Origin of the sequence: Rhabdobacter roseus (assembly GCF_014202275.1) — a bacterium.
Lineage (GTDB): Bacteria > Bacteroidota > Bacteroidia > Cytophagales > Spirosomataceae > Rhabdobacter > Rhabdobacter roseus.
In genome coordinates, this window is the sequence record NZ_JACHGF010000002.1 from 586,224 (window position 1) to 601,069 (window position 14,846).

Below are 14,846 nucleotides of genomic sequence, written 5' to 3' on the forward strand. Positions count from 1 at the left end.
ATAACTAATGTTATGGTCTATTTAATTAGGTATATGGACTTTATTTTTTGCTATCAAAAAGCGATAATGCTTTACAAATATTGGTAGCTAGGGCAGTTTTCGATAGAGCTAAATAATCGATATTTTATAGTACCGTAAAACTAACTTATTCATCCTCATCATGAAACATATCGCTCTACTTTTACTTACTTCCCTAACTATTCGAGTTGCGGCGCAAGCCCCCGTCATTTCTGATAGCCTGCTTCCTTGCGGCGTAACTGACTCTTTCCTTACAAAACAGATCGACCCACAGGTATTAAAACAAATGAACTCCCAGTGGGAAGAATATTCCAAACGCTCTACTGCCAAAGGGCGGCTGTCGGCCGAGGATCCTGTACTAGTAGTACCTGTCATATTCCATATCGCCCACCGGGGTGAAGCTTTGGGCAGCGGCTCCAACCTATCGGAAGGACGTATTCAAGCGGCCTTGGCAATCCTGAATAACATATTTAGAGCCCGCGGTAAATATGCCTCTGCCAATGACACACGCATTGAATTTGTGCTGGCCAATTGCTCCGGCATTGACCGAGCCGATGCCTCCGGGGTACCTAATTTTTTGAATTTAGGAGTCAATTATTACGACTACAATCAAATCCAACAGGTAACAGCCCTCTTTGGCACCTACCAGGACAAGGTTGTTAATATCTATGTGAGCCACTCGATTTCCGGAGCCTCTGGCTTTGCTTATTATGGCGGAGATATTTTTATTACAACTGGCGAATTTCCAAATGCAACAGGCTACAATGCCTCGGCTCGGGTTTTTGCTCATGAAATGGGCCATAGCCTATTTTTGCATCATACTTTTCAAGGAGATAATTCCTGTTCGGGCTGCCCAAGCGAAAATGTGATCTGCCCGGTAAATACTAATCCTCTCACGGATGGAGATCAGGTAGCTGATACCTCTCCCCACCGTGTTCAAGATTTGGGTTTCGACACGCCCGAGACTGCTTTGAACCCTTGTACGGATGCACCTTTCGGTATTGGCACGATCAGGAACCACATGGCTTATGGTAACAATGCTGATCGTTTCACGCCCGGGCAAATCGCTCGGATGAGATTCTTTTTAGAAACCTATCTGACTAAGTGGATCTATTCCGATGCCATCCCTACCCCAAACAATCAGCTTTCGTTGTGGTCAGTGCCAGCTTCCGTCTGTGCTAATTCGTCGGTTACCGTTGGGTTTAATAATAATTCTGGAAGCTCTAATCCGGTATTCCTTATTCAAAAGGGTGATGACGTGGTTCAGTACGTTGATATTTCTACAAATCCAGCCAGTTTTATCTTTCCCGAGAGTGCATTCGGCTCGATTTATTTTAATCTAAGCAGCGGCAACGATTATCGAATACGGGTCGTAGCGGGCTGTAACAGCCAGCTTTCACAAGCCATTCAAGTAAATAATGGTGCAATATATGCCGCTCTTATAGTCGATGCTAACAACCAGCTCCTGCCTAACACGGATGATGATCAAAATATTTCTCTTAGTCGTTGCCCTGGTTCATCACTTACGCTGAAAGCTCGGCTAACCAATCTGCAAAATAACATTGAGGTTCCCTTACCCGAGTCCGATTTGACCAATTTTACCTATCAATGGACTTTGGATGGAGCCCCTTTGGCAGGAGCTACGGGCATAAGTTACGCTGCTAGTGGCAATGGCGTTTACCGTTATGCCGTCACGAGCTCTCTTTGTACGAGTCAGAGTAAAACCTCAAAATCCGCTACCCTCAGTTCCAATGCAATGGCTAGTTCTACTACTAGTGGTGCTTATGGTGGCCGTTTGCCCCTCGAGCGCCAGTGCACAGGGAGTACTGTAAATCTTTATTCGACCTACGCTAGCAACTCGGCAAGCTATACCTGGTACAAAGATGGCATTGCAATTCCCGGTGAAACCAGGCGCACCTTCATAGCAGGAAACAAGGGCACCTACCGAGTCATAGCTAGCGATGGATCATGTATCATTTCCGTACCGGGGGATGATGGTGTAGCTCTTAATTTTTCCAGTGTGCTGGAAAATCATATTTTCACTAGAAAGCTTACAACAAGTGGCTTTATTGAAGTAAAAGACAGCTTGGTTTGTAGAGATTACATGTTTATGTTTGGAGCTGATTTTTGGCCCGAGGGAGCAAACGGACAAAGAACAAGATGGGCTGAGGGACTTTCCTACCAATGGCTTCGCAATGGGGTTGAGATTCAATCAGCCACTTATCTGAATTATAGTACAAATCTCGAGGGTATTTATAGTTTAAGGATTCGTCAGGGGACCTGTGAGTCGATCAGTAATAGTAAGAGTCTTTACAAATCAGACAAAGCCCAGAAGCCTGAAATACTGACTCCAACTTCCTTTGGAAACGGTGTCTCTTACTACCTACATCTGAAATATGCGACAAATCAAGAGTGGTTCAAAGACGATCAGCCCCTCAATAACAGGGATGATAGTTTGTTGGTTTCCACGCCTGGCGTATACAAGGTCCGCAAAAGTTTTAGTCAATGCGCCATTGACTCCGACCCAGTGCTAGTGAGTTTTGGCAATACACTATCGCCCATGATTTCAGCCCGGGATTCTGTGCGCTTGGTTTGTAATAGTGCTTCTTCCCCGGCTTTGCTTTATTTGGAGCAAAAATTCTTTCAAAGTACTTCTGGCTTAAGCTATCGTTGGATGAAGGATGGCATTGATCTGCCCCTTTCTGACCCCTACGCCGATAAGGACACAATCCTTATATTTCAAAATGGAGTATACCAGCTACGGGTTAGCAATGGGCTCGCAAGTGGAGTTTCCAATCCCATTAGGGTCAGTTCCGTTAGTAACCAGACAGTTCAACTTTCTTCGCTAAACGGGCAGCTTACATCCTGCAACGGTACTTCAATCCGTCTTACTTTTCCTTCAACATCCTTAGTCAACCCCGTTCTTACTTGGATGAAAGACGATGTATTAATTCCCGGCCAATCTAATTCATGGCTCAATGCCCAGCAGTCAGGAATTTACACGGCTTCTTATCAGGGCAATGGCTGTACTATTACATCGGAACCCATCCAGGTGACGGTGGGTGGCCCGCTTTCTTTGGCCACCCTGACGGGTAGTCAAGCCATCCGGGTCGGCGAGAATGCCAATTTACTCCTTTCATCTACGGTACAGCCTCCATTCTACTATAAATTATCCGATGGCAGTGAGTATTATCCTCAAACCAATTCTCATACAAGCGTCAAAGCACCTTCTGTTTCCACCACTTACACATTAATCAATTTTGGCACACCCTGTGGTCTTGGCAATACGGCGGGCGTAGCACAAATTGATGTAACAAACTGTCTTGCAGGTACCACAAATTACACCCTTAACTCAGGCTTATGGAGCAATCCATATATTTGGAGCTGTGGCAGCGTGCCAACTGTACTGGATCCAGTGCGCGTAAATTCTGCTCATACCATTTATTTACAAGAGGGTAACGAGGCTAGATCTAAAAGTATTGAGTTACAGGGGCAACTGGAGCATGGCAGCAATTCCAATTTACATATAGGCCAAAACTAACGAAGCATTTTCATGGGTTATCATGAAGTAACCACAGTACTAAACGCACCCTTCGCCTAAACCCGGACGAAAAGTACCTTTTACAGCATAAACCGGACCTGGTTCCGCTTCTAGCCAAGTACCTACCGGAGTAAGACGTTTGATCAAGCCGGGCCCTTTCCAACCTTTGGCTCTTTAAATGACTCCTTTGGAAAAAAACGAAGCAATGAAACGATTGGTCCTGGCCCTACTCCTGCTCGGCAGCCTGACGGCCTGCCGCCTTTTCGAGGCTGAGCCTAAAGAACAGGCCGCTACCATTGAGTACTACGACTACTCCAAATGCGGCTTCTGCGGAGGGTGGTTTGTCAAAGTGGGGGAAGAACGCTACCGCGCCGAAGTACCTCCTCCTTATGACCAGGAGAATACGCCAGTCTGGATTCGGTACCGGCCCGATGAACGGCCCGGCTATCAGGATATGAACTGGATTACGATCACGTCCATCCGTAAACGGTAGGTGATGAGGTACTTGTCCAAAGGTACCTCTGAAAATTGGGCTGCTAAAAATTGCAATTATTGATTTTTTATCCTTAATTAGCTTCATTCAATCCCCCACAACCATGCTGCCTTTCCCATGAAAAAGTACCTGGCACTTTCGCTTTTAGCTTTGACCGCACTGGCTTCCGCCTGCTCAGGTACCCGCGAGGGAAAGCCCCTGGTAGAGCCCAGCACCATCATCAGTAGTCCCGAAAACTGGCACCAGTACGAAAGGCAGCACGTCAGGTTCTACGAGCAATTTACGGCGTTTGATGCAAAAGGTGAGGAAATACCCAGGGGCGCGTTCCTGGAGCGTTTGGCGCAGGGCAACTACTACCCCGTGCGGCTCAGGGCGGGCAACGGTTCGTTTCATTACCAGCTGTATAAGCTAAGTCCCTACGATGACGACTACGTGCGGGCGGCGGTTCGGCAGACGGGTCAAAATGCCTATGGGTACTTCCAGATGGAAGGAAAAACCTTACCTGACTTTAGCTTTGTAGACCTGAAAGGGAACGTGTATACCCAGGAGACGCTGCGGGGAAAAACGGTAGTACTGAAGGGGTGGTTTATCAAATGTACCGCCTGCGTGAGAGAAATGCCCGAGCTGAACCAACTGGTGAAGCAGTACGAAAACCGGGACGATATCCTGTTCCTAAGTCTGGCCTTTGACTCCGAGGAAGACCTGAAAGCCTTTGCCCAAAAAAGAGCGTTTGATTACGCCATCGTACCGAGTCAGGAAAAGTACCTTAGGGAAGACCTGAATCTGAGTATGTACCCTACTCACATTGTGATCAATAAGCAAGGACTGATCACCTACGTCGTCAACGACGTCCGCGAGCTTATACCTCTGCTGGAACGGCAGGTACGGGAAACCAGTTGACTTTTTGGACCACAACCTTTTCGTTATTAACCCAAGTACCTTATGAAAAAGCTCCTGCTACTTTCCATCATTTCGCTGTGCCTGGGCTGCAAACGGGAAGAAGGGCCGGTCGATACCGCGGCTCGGGCGGCTGGCAAGTACCTGGTAGAGTACTACGTAGTAGATCAAGACACGCTGTGGTCGGCTCGTGGCATCAACAAGCTCGGCCTAAGCGACTTCCATATAGAGGTAAGCCGCGTCAGTGCCGATAGCGTCCTGATCACCCATCGCTCCGTCCGGAATGGATCCTCTTCGGGCTTTGGGGTGTATTCCCGCATTCAGGAAGTGGACGGTATTTTTCAGCTGGCCAATAAAATAAATTCTCACTACCTGCACGAAAGTACCATCGCCGGAGGTGTTTTTTACGAGCGTTCGGTGAATATGAACGCAGATTCGCTGCTGAAAAGATGGGAATATGATTCGCTCAAAAGTCCGTATGAAATACCGCTTCGGGAAGTGATTCTATCGGCCCGAAAGTAGGTCTTCACTACCTTTTGAGGCACTTTCTTTTCTGAGTTTCATTCCTCTTCGCCAATCCCTAAAGGTACTCTTATTCCAAAAAAATCTTTAACAAAGTACCCCCGGACCGTCCAACCGGGTACCTAGCCCATTACTTGAACATCACTGGCAATTCACCAGCAAGGTACTTTCCAAAGGTACCGGGCGGAGGTAGTTTGAGCTGGTTTGAATTGGAGCTGGTTCGTGTTTGACTTTGTGCTGGTTCGCGTTTGACTTTCGAGCTGGTTCGCGTTTGACTTTCGAGCTGGTTCGCGTTTGACTTTCGAGCTGGTTCGCGTTTGCAACGCGAACCCACCGCGCCTTGCGTTTGTAACGCAACTTGAAAGTACCCCTAAGCCGCCATGGCTTCCTTGTTGTACTTGGTCCGGTAGTCGACGGGCGTCATGCCGGTGCATTTGCGGAAAATATCCCGGAAGGCCTTCGTGTCGTTATAGCCCACGTCGTACATCACTTCGTTGACCGTTTTGCGGCCCGCTTCCAGCTGTTTTTTGGCCGCTTCGATCTTCACACGCTGCATGTATTCGATCACCGTGTTGCTGGTGGCTTTCTTGAACCTACGCTCAAAGCTCCGCCGCCCTACCCCAAAGCGATCGGCCAGGTCGTCTACCGTGATTTTATCCTGAAAATGCTGCTCAATAAACTCCTGGGCCTGTTTCACGGCGTCGTCGGGGTGGTCTTTTTGTCCCTGAAAAATAATAAAGGGCGACTGGCTGCTGCGGTCAATGTCGATCTCGAAGATCTTGGACGAAAGTACCGCCATTTCGCGCCCGGCAAATTTCTCGATCAGGTACAGGTTGAGGTTGAGTGACGAATAAGCCCCGCCGCTGGTATAAATGCCCTTTTCGTCGGTAATGACTTTCTCATCCACCAGATTCACGTCCGGAAACATGCGCCGAAACTCCGCCGCCGCCATCCAGTGCGTCGCGCAGCTTTTTCCTTTGAGTAACCCGGTACTGGCCAGCAGAAAAGCGCCGATGCACAGGCTGGCTACTTCGGCCCCCTGCTTGTACTGCTGGTAGATCCACGGAAAAAACGCGCGGTTGGCCTCTACCACCGCCTGGTAGTCGCCGTGAACGGCCGGGATGATCACCAGGTCGGTTTTTTTAACCTGCGCGATCGTCACATCCGGCCGGATGCTGAACAAGCCGTTGCTGAGCTGGGCTTCCGGACTGGCCCCCACCAAGTGCACGTCAAAGAGGGGCTTTTTGCCAAAGCGCTCCAGGTACCCGTTGGCCATCGTGAACATCTTGAAGGTGGCTTCCAGGTTGCTGAGGCTGGAGTCTCCTTCCGGCAGAAGTATTGATATATGTTTCATGCTCCAAAAGTAGGGATTTGAATTGTCGCGATCAACCCCTTAAAGAGTCGTAATCACACCGCCACCAAGTGGTTATAGTAGGGTACCTTTGTCTTCATCTTTTTTATCGTAAAAGAAAAAAATGAGAAAGCTAAAACTGCAGATGCAAATCAGCCTGGACGGCTTCGTGGCCGGGCCTAACGGCGAAATGGACTGGCTGGTGTGGAACTGGGACGACGCCCTGAACCAGTATGTAACCGACCTGACCGAGCCCGTCGAGACCATCGTGCTGGGCCGCAAACTGGCCGAAGGCTTTATTCCGGCCTGGAAAGCGCAAATTGACGAGCCCGGCGGACGAAAAATGGTGGAGACACCCAAAATTGTTTTTTCAAAATCGCTGTCGCCCACCGATCCGGCTGTGGCCGATTGGGAATATGCGACACTCAACAGCGGCGACCTGGCCCAGGAAATAACCCGGCTCAAGCAGCAGCCGGGCGGGGACATCATTGCCTACGGCGGCGCGGAGTTTGTGTCGGAGCTCATCCGGCTGAATCTCATCGACGAATACCACCTCTTGGTCAATCCTACGGGTCTGGGCCAGGGAATGGCCATTTTTCGGCATCGCGCCGACCTGCGGCTACAGCACGCGCAGGCTTTTTCGTGCGGAATCACCGCGCTATGCTACGTACCGTCAAAAACCTAAACGCCCCCCACCATGCGCCACGAGCTCCTAAACCAGTTTGACGCGGTCACGTCCGAGCTGATCCAGCTCCTGGAATCGCTGGGCCCGGAAGCCCTCAACCAGGTACCTTTTGAAGGGAGCTGGACGCCCGGCCAAATCGGAGAGCATTTACTAAAATCTTACGGCGTGGCCGATACGCTGCGAGGTACCGTGCAGCCTACTCAGCGCCCGTACGATCAGAAAGCCGCGGAAATACGGGGCGTTTTTCTGGATTTTAGTACCAAAATGCAGTCGCCGCCCTTTTTGATTCCTTCTGAGGTACCACACGACCCGGAAAAACTCCTGGTCGACTTACGCCAAAAGCTGGCGGCGATTCGGGCCGTGGCCGAAACGGAAGACCTCACCCTGACTTGCCTGGACTTCGAACTACCCGGTACGGGTACCCTTACCCGCTGGGAATGGATCGACTTTGTAACCGTGCATACCCAACGTCACGTTCATCAGCTCAAAGAGGCCCTGAAGCAGCTTTTTTCCTGACTCAGCGCCCTGGCCACTGGTCTTACACAGGTTTTCTTTAAAAGCTTTTCTTAAACAAAAAAAGACATGAAAAGTACCCCAACGATCCTGAATCCCACGCGCTTTGTGCCAAGCCAGAAGCCCCTCCTGGTAGCGGGGCTCAGCCAAGATTACCCATATACCGACATTGATAAAATTCCCCTCCTCTGGCAGGAGTTTGTGCCCTACCTGGGTCACATTCCGGGGCAACAGGGAGGCGTCACCTACGGCCTGTGCTTCGACCAGCAGGGCGGCGTAAAGTACCTCTGCGGCGTGGAGGTAGCCAGTACCGAGGGTCTGCCAGTAGCCTTCACCTACGAAAAACTACCGGCCTACACCTACGCCGTTTTTACGCACGACGGCCCGTTAAGTACCCTCTGCCACACCATCGAGGCCATCGGGAGCGTGTGGCTACCGCAGGCCGACTACGAAAAAGCCGCCGGAGCCAATTGTTTTTTTGAACGCTACGGCGAGGCCTTTGACCCCGAAACCGGCACCGGCGACCTGGAAGTATGGGTACCTGTGCAGCCCAAAACAAGTTTATAACCCTTTAACCGTAAAGCTCATGACCGAAAAAGCGCAACTTATCCAACGATTCAACGAAGCCTACGCCCAGGGCGACGCCGACTACATCATCGACCAGGTAACCGACGACATCGTCTGGACGGTCATTGGCGAGAAACCCCTACGGGGCAAGGAGGCCTTTGCCAAAGCGACCCGCGAAATGGAAGGGGGTACCTTGAGCAGCTTCACCATTGACCACGTCATTACGCACGGCCGTACGGCCGCCGCTAACGGCTCCATGACCATGAAAGACCCCTCGGGCGAGGAAAAAGCCTACGCTTTTTGCGACATCTACGTATTCAGTGGTTTTAAGAATGCCAAGATCAAAGAAATGACGTCTTACGTGATCGAGGTGAAGCCTTAACGCCCCGAAAGTACCCGACCGTTTACGAAATAGCGCCGTTAATTAGTTTAACAATCAATGCATTATAGTATGTTTAGGGAGTTTTTTGAAACACCTTATCAACAACTATCATGAGCAAACTACTTCTTAGTGCTTTGATTGCGGCCTTCTGTTGGGGCCAAGTACCCCCCACCAACGACCTGGCGAATTCGAAATGGTCGGGTACGGTACATGCTCCCGATCCGGTAGCCTGCGTGTTTGCCTTCAGCGACAACCAGTTTGTGTGTTCCGTAGAAAATGCGGTTCTGGAAAGCATGACGTACGAAACCAAAGGGGACACGCTGAAGATCAAAAAAATAAGCGGGGGTAGTCCGTGCGGGGAAGAAGTAGGTCTTTATAAATTCAGTATCAACGACAACGTCCTGAAGCTGGACCCGATTCAAGATGCCTGCGAAGCCCGTCCGTATAGCTTCAGCCCCGACGGCTACGAAAGACTAAAAGAGTAGGCACCTGGCGTCAGCGGCCCTCTTGCCCTTTTTTACTTCAGGTACTCGATGAGCTCAAAGCGGTTGCCAAAAGGGTCGCGAAAAAAGCAGCGCTCGCGGCCTGCAATGGGCGATGACGTGCTGATGCCCACGCCCTGGCTCTCTAAAAACGCCCGCGCCGCCGCCAGATCGGCCACCTCAAAAGCCGGATGGCGGTCAGAATGATAAGTACCTTCCTCTTCGGTGAGGTGTAGCTCAATGTCGCCGATGCGGTACCAGGTAGCGCCGCGCGGGTGCTGGCCGGCGATCTCTTCCAGGCCCAAAGTACCTCCGTAAAAAGCCCTGGCCGCGGCTTTGGTGCCCGGCGGAATGGTGATCAGGACGTGATCGAGCCGCTTGAAGTGTATCATGATGCTGCTAAAGTACCCCTCAACGCAAGGCCCGTGGCTTTGCGTTTTTTTGCAATAATACGCGCTATTTCCAGATTTTCCGCAGCCCCGCTTCGGCTCCGTACAGCGGATCGGTGGTGGGCATAGGTACCTGGGCTAAGTTCTGATCCGCCTCGGGCCGGTCACCTGGTTGGCCCTTTTTCAGGTCAGGACTGAGGCCGTCGGGGTAGGCCCCTACTACCGTAAACTCGTCGGAATGCCGCAGGCACTTGTGCCCTACACCCGCCGGAATCACGATGACATCCCCCGCCTGTACCTGTACCGACGGCCCCTGCTCGCCGCCCAGCTGCAGCAACGCCGAGCCGCTGAAGACGCCCAGCACCTCGTGGGTGTTGCTGTGGTAATGGTGAAAAGGGTACACGCCCCAGCGCCAGGAGTTGGTCCAGTGGTGCGCGGCAAAGGTATCTTCCAGCCATTCGGCGCTGCGGGTGCCCTGCGCGGCAAACGCCTGGCGGTACAGCAGCAAGGGGTACTTGCTGTTGGGAATGGTGCCGTCGTCGGGAAAGAGCAGTAGTTCGGGTTCGGTAGGTTGCATGGTTTTAGGGTTTAATCAGGCAAGTCAACGCCAGCGGGGTACTTGGATCACTTTTTTCCTGATAACTCCCCAAAGTACCCGGCTGTTTAGTCCCATAGGGTACTTTTTATCCTTGCTTATTATTAACGAAAACCTTTAAAATCCTCCACCAAGTACCTGTTCTGTTGATTGTAAAAGTATTCTAACGCGTTATTTTTGAGCCTAGAAGGTACTTTACAAAAGTAGACAATGGCTGACCGCAGCGCGGCCGGCGAAGCGAAAAGGTACTTATGGAAGAGCAGGTACTTTTTACCAACTTTACAACCCAATGCATTTTTCATACAAATGAATCTAAAATTCATAGCCCTGCTCCTCAGTACCTCTCTGCCGCTGCGGGCCCAGCCCGACGCGGCGGCGTTTCGGGTCATTGCGTTTTTTACCGCCCGCCACGATGCGGCGCACGTGAGTTTTGTGTGGGAAGCCAACCGCTGGTTTGCCGAGAGGGCCCGTCAGCACGCTTTCACTTACGACACCACCAGCAACTGGAACCACCTCAACGCCGACTTCCTGGCGCGCTACCAGGTCGTTTTGTTTCTGGATACCCGGCCCGAGGTACCCGCCCAGCGCGAGGCCTTCCGGCAGTACATGGAGCGCGGCGGGGCCTGGATGGGCTTCCACTTTGCGGCCTTCGCGCTCACGCCGTCCACCTATCCGCAAAATTGGGACTGGTACCACCAGGACTTTCTGGGTTCGGGCGAGTACCGTAGCAATACCTGGCGACCTACCTCGGCGGTACTTCGGGTCGAAAACCGGCCCCACGCCGCCACGGCGCAGCTGCCGGATACCTTTCGCGCCGCGCCCAACGAGTGGTACAGCTGGCAAAACGACCTCCGCGCCCAGCCCGACATCCAGGTCCTGCTCTCCGTCGACCCGGCCAGTTTTCCGCTGGGGACCGGGCCCAAGTCCCACGAGATTTGGCACAGCGGCTACTACCCCGTGGCCTGGACCCACAAAAAATACCGGATGATCTACCTGAACATGGGCCATAACGACCTCGACTACGAAAACAAAACCAACCGCGCGCTGTCATCGACCTTTCAGAGCAAAAGCCAGAATCTATTCATTTTGAATAGTTTGCAATGGCTGGGGAGCGGGAAGCGGTAGGTACTTGCGGGCAGGTACCTTTGCTTCTAGAGGTGCTTACCCATAAAGCGGCCCCGCCGGGAAAACAGGATGCTCAGCGAGACGAGATCACAAGCAAGCAGCACCGTGCCTTGCAGGAAGATGGAATGGCCAAACCCGCGAAAATAGTCGCCGAAGGCTTCGCTGAGGGCGGCCTTTTGTAAAAACCAATACGCAACCACCAGGTACCCCAGATCCAAACCGACATTCACCAAAAGCAGTCTTTTAAAGTGCGCGTAGCGCTCCGTAGCGGCAGCCATTGGGCGGTGATGCGCGTTTTTATACCATAAAATAATCGCCACCACCAGGTTGATACTCCCCCAGGCGGCGTTCATGTGCAGGAAATGATGGAATTGGCCTGCACTTAAAAACATGCCGCCTCCCCCAAGTAGCAGGTTGGCTACAGCCCACCCCAGCAGTACTTTAGCGTGGGTAACGATGTGCTCTTGGAGGCAGTTCGGCCCGGGGACGGTGGGTTTTTCTTGCTCTATGTTTGGCTCGGCAGGGTGCGTTGAAGATAGTTCAGGTCGCATGGTACTTGTGAACGGATGAATGGCTGGTGATGTGGCATAAAGGTAGCGATGCAAGTACCCTGAAAAACTGAGGCGCATCAGCTCCCTGGTTGATTTTGGTCTTGGGAAGGCCATACTGGGGTCGTTGGGCTCCTCTTTTACCCACTCAGCTTTTAAAAGTGGGCAAAGCGAAGTACCTTAGAATATCAATAAACTCAAAACCCACAACGCATGAAGCGAATCTTGGTCCCCACCGACTTCTCCCCCACGGCCGAAAAGGCGTTTCGGTACGCCCTGGAGCTGGCCGCCCAACGTGAGGGAAAGGTATATCTTTTTCACGTTTATACGCCCGTGGAAAGTCCGTTTATCGAGACCGTCGAAGTACGGCGCGAGTACAACCTGGAGCGCGAGCAAGCCCTCATGCACGACCTGCACCGGCTCCGCGACCAGCTTCAGCCCCAGTACCCGCAGGTGTCGGTAACGGTGGTGCTGGCCCGCTCGCCTTTGGTGCAAAGTACCTTGCGGTTTTGCCACGAAAACAACATCGACCTGCTCGTGATGGGTACCCAGGGAGCCAGCGGACTGAAAAAAGTACTGCTGGGCACCATCGCGGCCCGTCTGCTGGAAAAAACCGAAGTACCCCTGCTGCTGGTACCCGAAGAATTTGCGTGGAAAAAACCGCGCGAGCTGGTGATCGCCACCACGACTCCTCAGGTAGACCTAACGGCGCTCAGCACCGCCAGCCAATTGGCCGACTGCTTCGACGCCCGCCTCACGGCGGTGCACCTGGTGGCCGGAGAAGTAGAGGAACTGGAGAAAGTACAGGAGGAATTTAGCCGCCATACCCAGCAGCTTAGCTTGGAGCTGGAGGTACCTTCGCTCAGCGGCAAGGTACTTCGCAACTGGTCGATCAGCGAGGGACTGGAAACGCTACACGAGGAAGTACCGTACGATTTGCTAGTGATGGTCAAACGGAAAAAGACTTTTTTGCAGTACTTCTATCAGGAAAGCCTCACCCAACACATGGCCTACCTCACGCGCTTGCCGCTGCTGGTGATTCCACCCACACCGCTAAGTAACTAAGCGGTCAAAGTGTACAGCCCAAACGCCACTAACACGATAACCAGGTAGTACACCACCACCACGGGAATGGTACGGCGGTAAATGGCTTTGTCGGCCACCGGCTCCGGCAGGGTACTTTTTACCATCAGGATGTTTTGCAGCGACAGGGCATTCCCGATGGCACTTCCCGTATTGAGTAGCGCCGCCAAAAGGGTACTGGCCCCCCCCGCCGAGAGCAGCGATGTGCCAAACATCATGTTGCTGACGGTGGCACTGCCGGTAATGAAAGTACCCACGATCCCCAGCAGCGGGGCCAGCGCCAGCCAGGCCGTGGGCCCCAGCGTGTGGGTGAGGTAGCGCACAAAGTCGTTGACGTCGACGCCGATGAGGCGGGTAAAAAACACCAGTAAAAAAATCACGACCAGCACGTTTTTGAGCTTCGTCCAGGTACTTTGAATGCCTTTTTGGAGGGGAATGGAGCGGTTGAATAAAAACAAAAGCAGGGTCGTGAGCAGGAAAACTACCCCCGGCTGGAAGTAGGCCATGGTACGCAGGGGTACTTCCTGGTAGTACTTTTGAACCGAGGCTCCGCCCAGCAGGTACTTGGTTGGCAGCAAAAGTCCCACAAAAACCAGGTAGGGCCAAAAGGTATTGAAAAACAAGCGTAACGCCCCCCCTCCCGGCAAGCGCAGCACGCTAAACGCCAGCAACCCCACGCCCCCCGCCAGCACCGAGCCCAGCTCCACGCCCAGCCACAGCGCCGAGCTGAACGGTACCGCGAAGCAGACGCCCGCCAGCAGCAGGCTTTTCCACTCCCGCCGGGGCGCAGGGGTACTTTTGTCGAGCCGGGCCAGAATCAGCGCCAGCAGCCAGGGAAGTACCAGGGCCGGTAGCCAATTTAACCACACAATTTGATTCACGACCTCCTGCGTGGCCGCGGGCGTCAGGTGTGCACTACCCAGCCCTACCTTCACAGGCGTACCCAGCGCCCCAAAGTTGACGGCCAGCGTATTGGCGGCCAGCGGCAATACTACCGCGCTCAGCGCCGAGAAGCCCAGGCTGAATAGCAGCGGAGCAATGAGCATGGCGGGTGTGCCAAATCCCGCCACGCCCTCCAGAAAACTACCCAAAAACCACGCGAGCAACAACGCCACCGTGAGGCGGGAATCCTGCGCGGCCACGTACTCTTTGAGCGGCTCAAACCGCCCCGAGAGCTCCTGCACCAGAAAAAAAAGGTACGCGCCCGCAATCAGGAGCGCCAGCTCGGCGGTGATGATGGTGGCGTTCAGAAACTCGACCACAAGCTGCTGCGTAGCCAGCGTGCTGGTCATGATTTTCAGCAGCAGGTAGGTACCCAGGGCCGCCCCGATGCCGCCGATCAACGTCCGGCCCGTGATGATAAAAAGCAGCAACAAGCCCAGCGAAATGGCCCAGGCGTAGGTCGTGAGTAGGTCAAACATAGCGTATTTGGTTCAAAGCGACTTCCCAAAAACCGACTTTAACCCCTCCGCTCACACGGAACTGAGGGACGTCTGCCGGTTACCATCAAAGGTCGGGGGCCGTTGTCTCCGCTTTTAGGTACTTTCACTTGGCAAGATACAAACATAGCCGCAGGAAAACCGCTTAAAGGTATTTTGGAAGTCGGGCTTTCGGGCCGATGCCTGGCAGGATGCGACCCCTTTGTCCTGCCTGCG

The 14,846-nt window shown here is 52.7% G+C and carries 16 protein-coding genes; 11 read left to right on the forward strand and 5 right to left on the reverse strand.

Annotated elements, in window-relative coordinates; genetic code table 11:
• Nucleotides 1-160 precede the first annotated feature (160 nt).
• The 4 genes from HNQ92_RS07515 to HNQ92_RS07530 all read left to right on the forward strand — a co-directional run bounded on the left by HNQ92_RS07515 (nt 161) and on the right by HNQ92_RS07530 (nt 5,471).
• A complete protein-coding gene (locus HNQ92_RS07515; protein ID WP_184172753.1) occupies nt 161-3,559 on the forward strand; it encodes a M43 family zinc metalloprotease in 3,399 nt (1,132 codons plus the stop codon).
• Between the two features lie 205 nt (nt 3,560-3,764).
• On the forward strand, nt 3,765-4,052 hold the full coding sequence (locus HNQ92_RS07520; RefSeq protein WP_184172756.1) for a hypothetical protein: 288 nt from the start codon (nt 3,765-3,767) through the stop codon (nt 4,050-4,052).
• Nucleotides 4,053-4,169: 117 nt separating this feature from the next.
• Complete coding sequence (locus HNQ92_RS07525) at nt 4,170-4,952, forward strand: TlpA family protein disulfide reductase (protein WP_184172758.1); 783 nt, start codon at nt 4,170-4,172, stop codon at nt 4,950-4,952.
• A 42-nt stretch (nt 4,953-4,994) separates the two neighbouring features.
• Complete coding sequence (locus HNQ92_RS07530) at nt 4,995-5,471, forward strand: hypothetical protein (RefSeq protein WP_184172760.1); 477 nt, start codon at nt 4,995-4,997, stop codon at nt 5,469-5,471.
• A 370-nt stretch (nt 5,472-5,841) separates the two neighbouring features.
• Here the strand turns inward: HNQ92_RS07530 and HNQ92_RS07535 are convergent, their stop codons facing one another.
• A complete protein-coding gene (locus tag HNQ92_RS07535; RefSeq protein ID WP_184172762.1) occupies nt 5,842-6,825 on the reverse strand; it encodes a GlxA family transcriptional regulator in 984 nt (327 codons plus the stop codon).
• Nucleotides 6,826-6,946: 121 nt separating this feature from the next.
• Between HNQ92_RS07535 and HNQ92_RS07540 the strand changes: the two genes are divergently transcribed.
• The 5 genes from HNQ92_RS07540 (at nt 6,947) to HNQ92_RS07560 (ending at nt 9,454) form a co-directional block, all read left to right on the forward strand.
• Nucleotides 6,947-7,507, forward strand: coding sequence for a dihydrofolate reductase family protein (locus tag HNQ92_RS07540; protein ID WP_184172764.1), 561 nt, complete (start codon nt 6,947-6,949; stop codon nt 7,505-7,507).
• Between the two features lie 12 nt (nt 7,508-7,519).
• A complete protein-coding gene (locus HNQ92_RS07545; protein WP_184172766.1) occupies nt 7,520-8,023 on the forward strand; it encodes a DinB family protein in 504 nt (167 codons plus the stop codon).
• A gap of 66 nt (nt 8,024-8,089) precedes the next feature.
• Nucleotides 8,090-8,587 carry a GyrI-like domain-containing protein gene (locus tag HNQ92_RS07550; RefSeq protein WP_184172768.1) on the forward strand — a complete coding sequence of 166 codons (498 nt, stop codon included), beginning with the start codon at nt 8,090-8,092 and terminating at the stop codon, nt 8,585-8,587.
• A 19-nt stretch (nt 8,588-8,606) separates the two neighbouring features.
• Nucleotides 8,607-8,969: a nuclear transport factor 2 family protein gene (locus HNQ92_RS07555; protein WP_184172770.1), complete on the forward strand. Its 363-nt coding sequence runs from the start codon at nt 8,607-8,609 to the stop codon at nt 8,967-8,969.
• 110 nt (nt 8,970-9,079) lie between these two features.
• Complete coding sequence (locus tag HNQ92_RS07560) at nt 9,080-9,454, forward strand: hypothetical protein (RefSeq protein ID WP_184172772.1); 375 nt, start codon at nt 9,080-9,082, stop codon at nt 9,452-9,454.
• Nucleotides 9,455-9,486: 32 nt separating this feature from the next.
• Here HNQ92_RS07560 and HNQ92_RS07565 read toward each other — a convergent pair whose 3' ends face one another.
• Both HNQ92_RS07565 and HNQ92_RS07570 read right to left on the reverse strand, forming a co-directional pair.
• On the reverse strand, nt 9,487-9,843 hold the full coding sequence (locus HNQ92_RS07565) for a VOC family protein (RefSeq protein ID WP_184172774.1): 357 nt from the start codon (nt 9,841-9,843) through the stop codon (nt 9,487-9,489).
• A 64-nt stretch (nt 9,844-9,907) separates the two neighbouring features.
• Nucleotides 9,908-10,417 carry a cupin domain-containing protein gene (locus HNQ92_RS07570; RefSeq protein WP_184172776.1) on the reverse strand — a complete coding sequence of 170 codons (510 nt, stop codon included), beginning with the start codon at nt 10,415-10,417 and terminating at the stop codon, nt 9,908-9,910.
• 324 nt (nt 10,418-10,741) lie between these two features.
• On the opposite strand from HNQ92_RS07570, the gene HNQ92_RS07575 reads away from it, so the two are divergent.
• Nucleotides 10,742-11,560, forward strand: coding sequence for a ThuA domain-containing protein (locus HNQ92_RS07575; protein ID WP_184172778.1), 819 nt, complete (start codon nt 10,742-10,744; stop codon nt 11,558-11,560).
• A 26-nt stretch (nt 11,561-11,586) separates the two neighbouring features.
• On the opposite strand, the gene HNQ92_RS07580 is transcribed toward HNQ92_RS07575, so the two are convergent.
• Nucleotides 11,587-12,111, reverse strand: coding sequence for a DUF6992 family protein (locus HNQ92_RS07580; RefSeq protein ID WP_184172780.1), 525 nt, complete (start codon nt 12,109-12,111; stop codon nt 11,587-11,589).
• A gap of 210 nt (nt 12,112-12,321) precedes the next feature.
• Here HNQ92_RS07580 and HNQ92_RS07585 point away from each other — a divergent pair, with 210 nt between their 5' ends.
• Nucleotides 12,322-13,173 carry a universal stress protein gene (locus tag HNQ92_RS07585; protein ID WP_184172782.1) on the forward strand — a complete coding sequence of 284 codons (852 nt, stop codon included), beginning with the start codon at nt 12,322-12,324 and terminating at the stop codon, nt 13,171-13,173.
• On the opposite strand, the gene HNQ92_RS07590 is transcribed toward HNQ92_RS07585, so the two are convergent.
• Entirely contained in the window at nt 13,170-14,612 is a 1,443-nt protein-coding gene (locus tag HNQ92_RS07590; RefSeq protein WP_184172784.1) for an L-lactate permease, read from the reverse strand. The two genes, HNQ92_RS07585 and HNQ92_RS07590, sit on opposite strands and share 4 nt — an antisense overlap.
• Nucleotides 14,613-14,846: the final 234 nt, after the last annotated feature.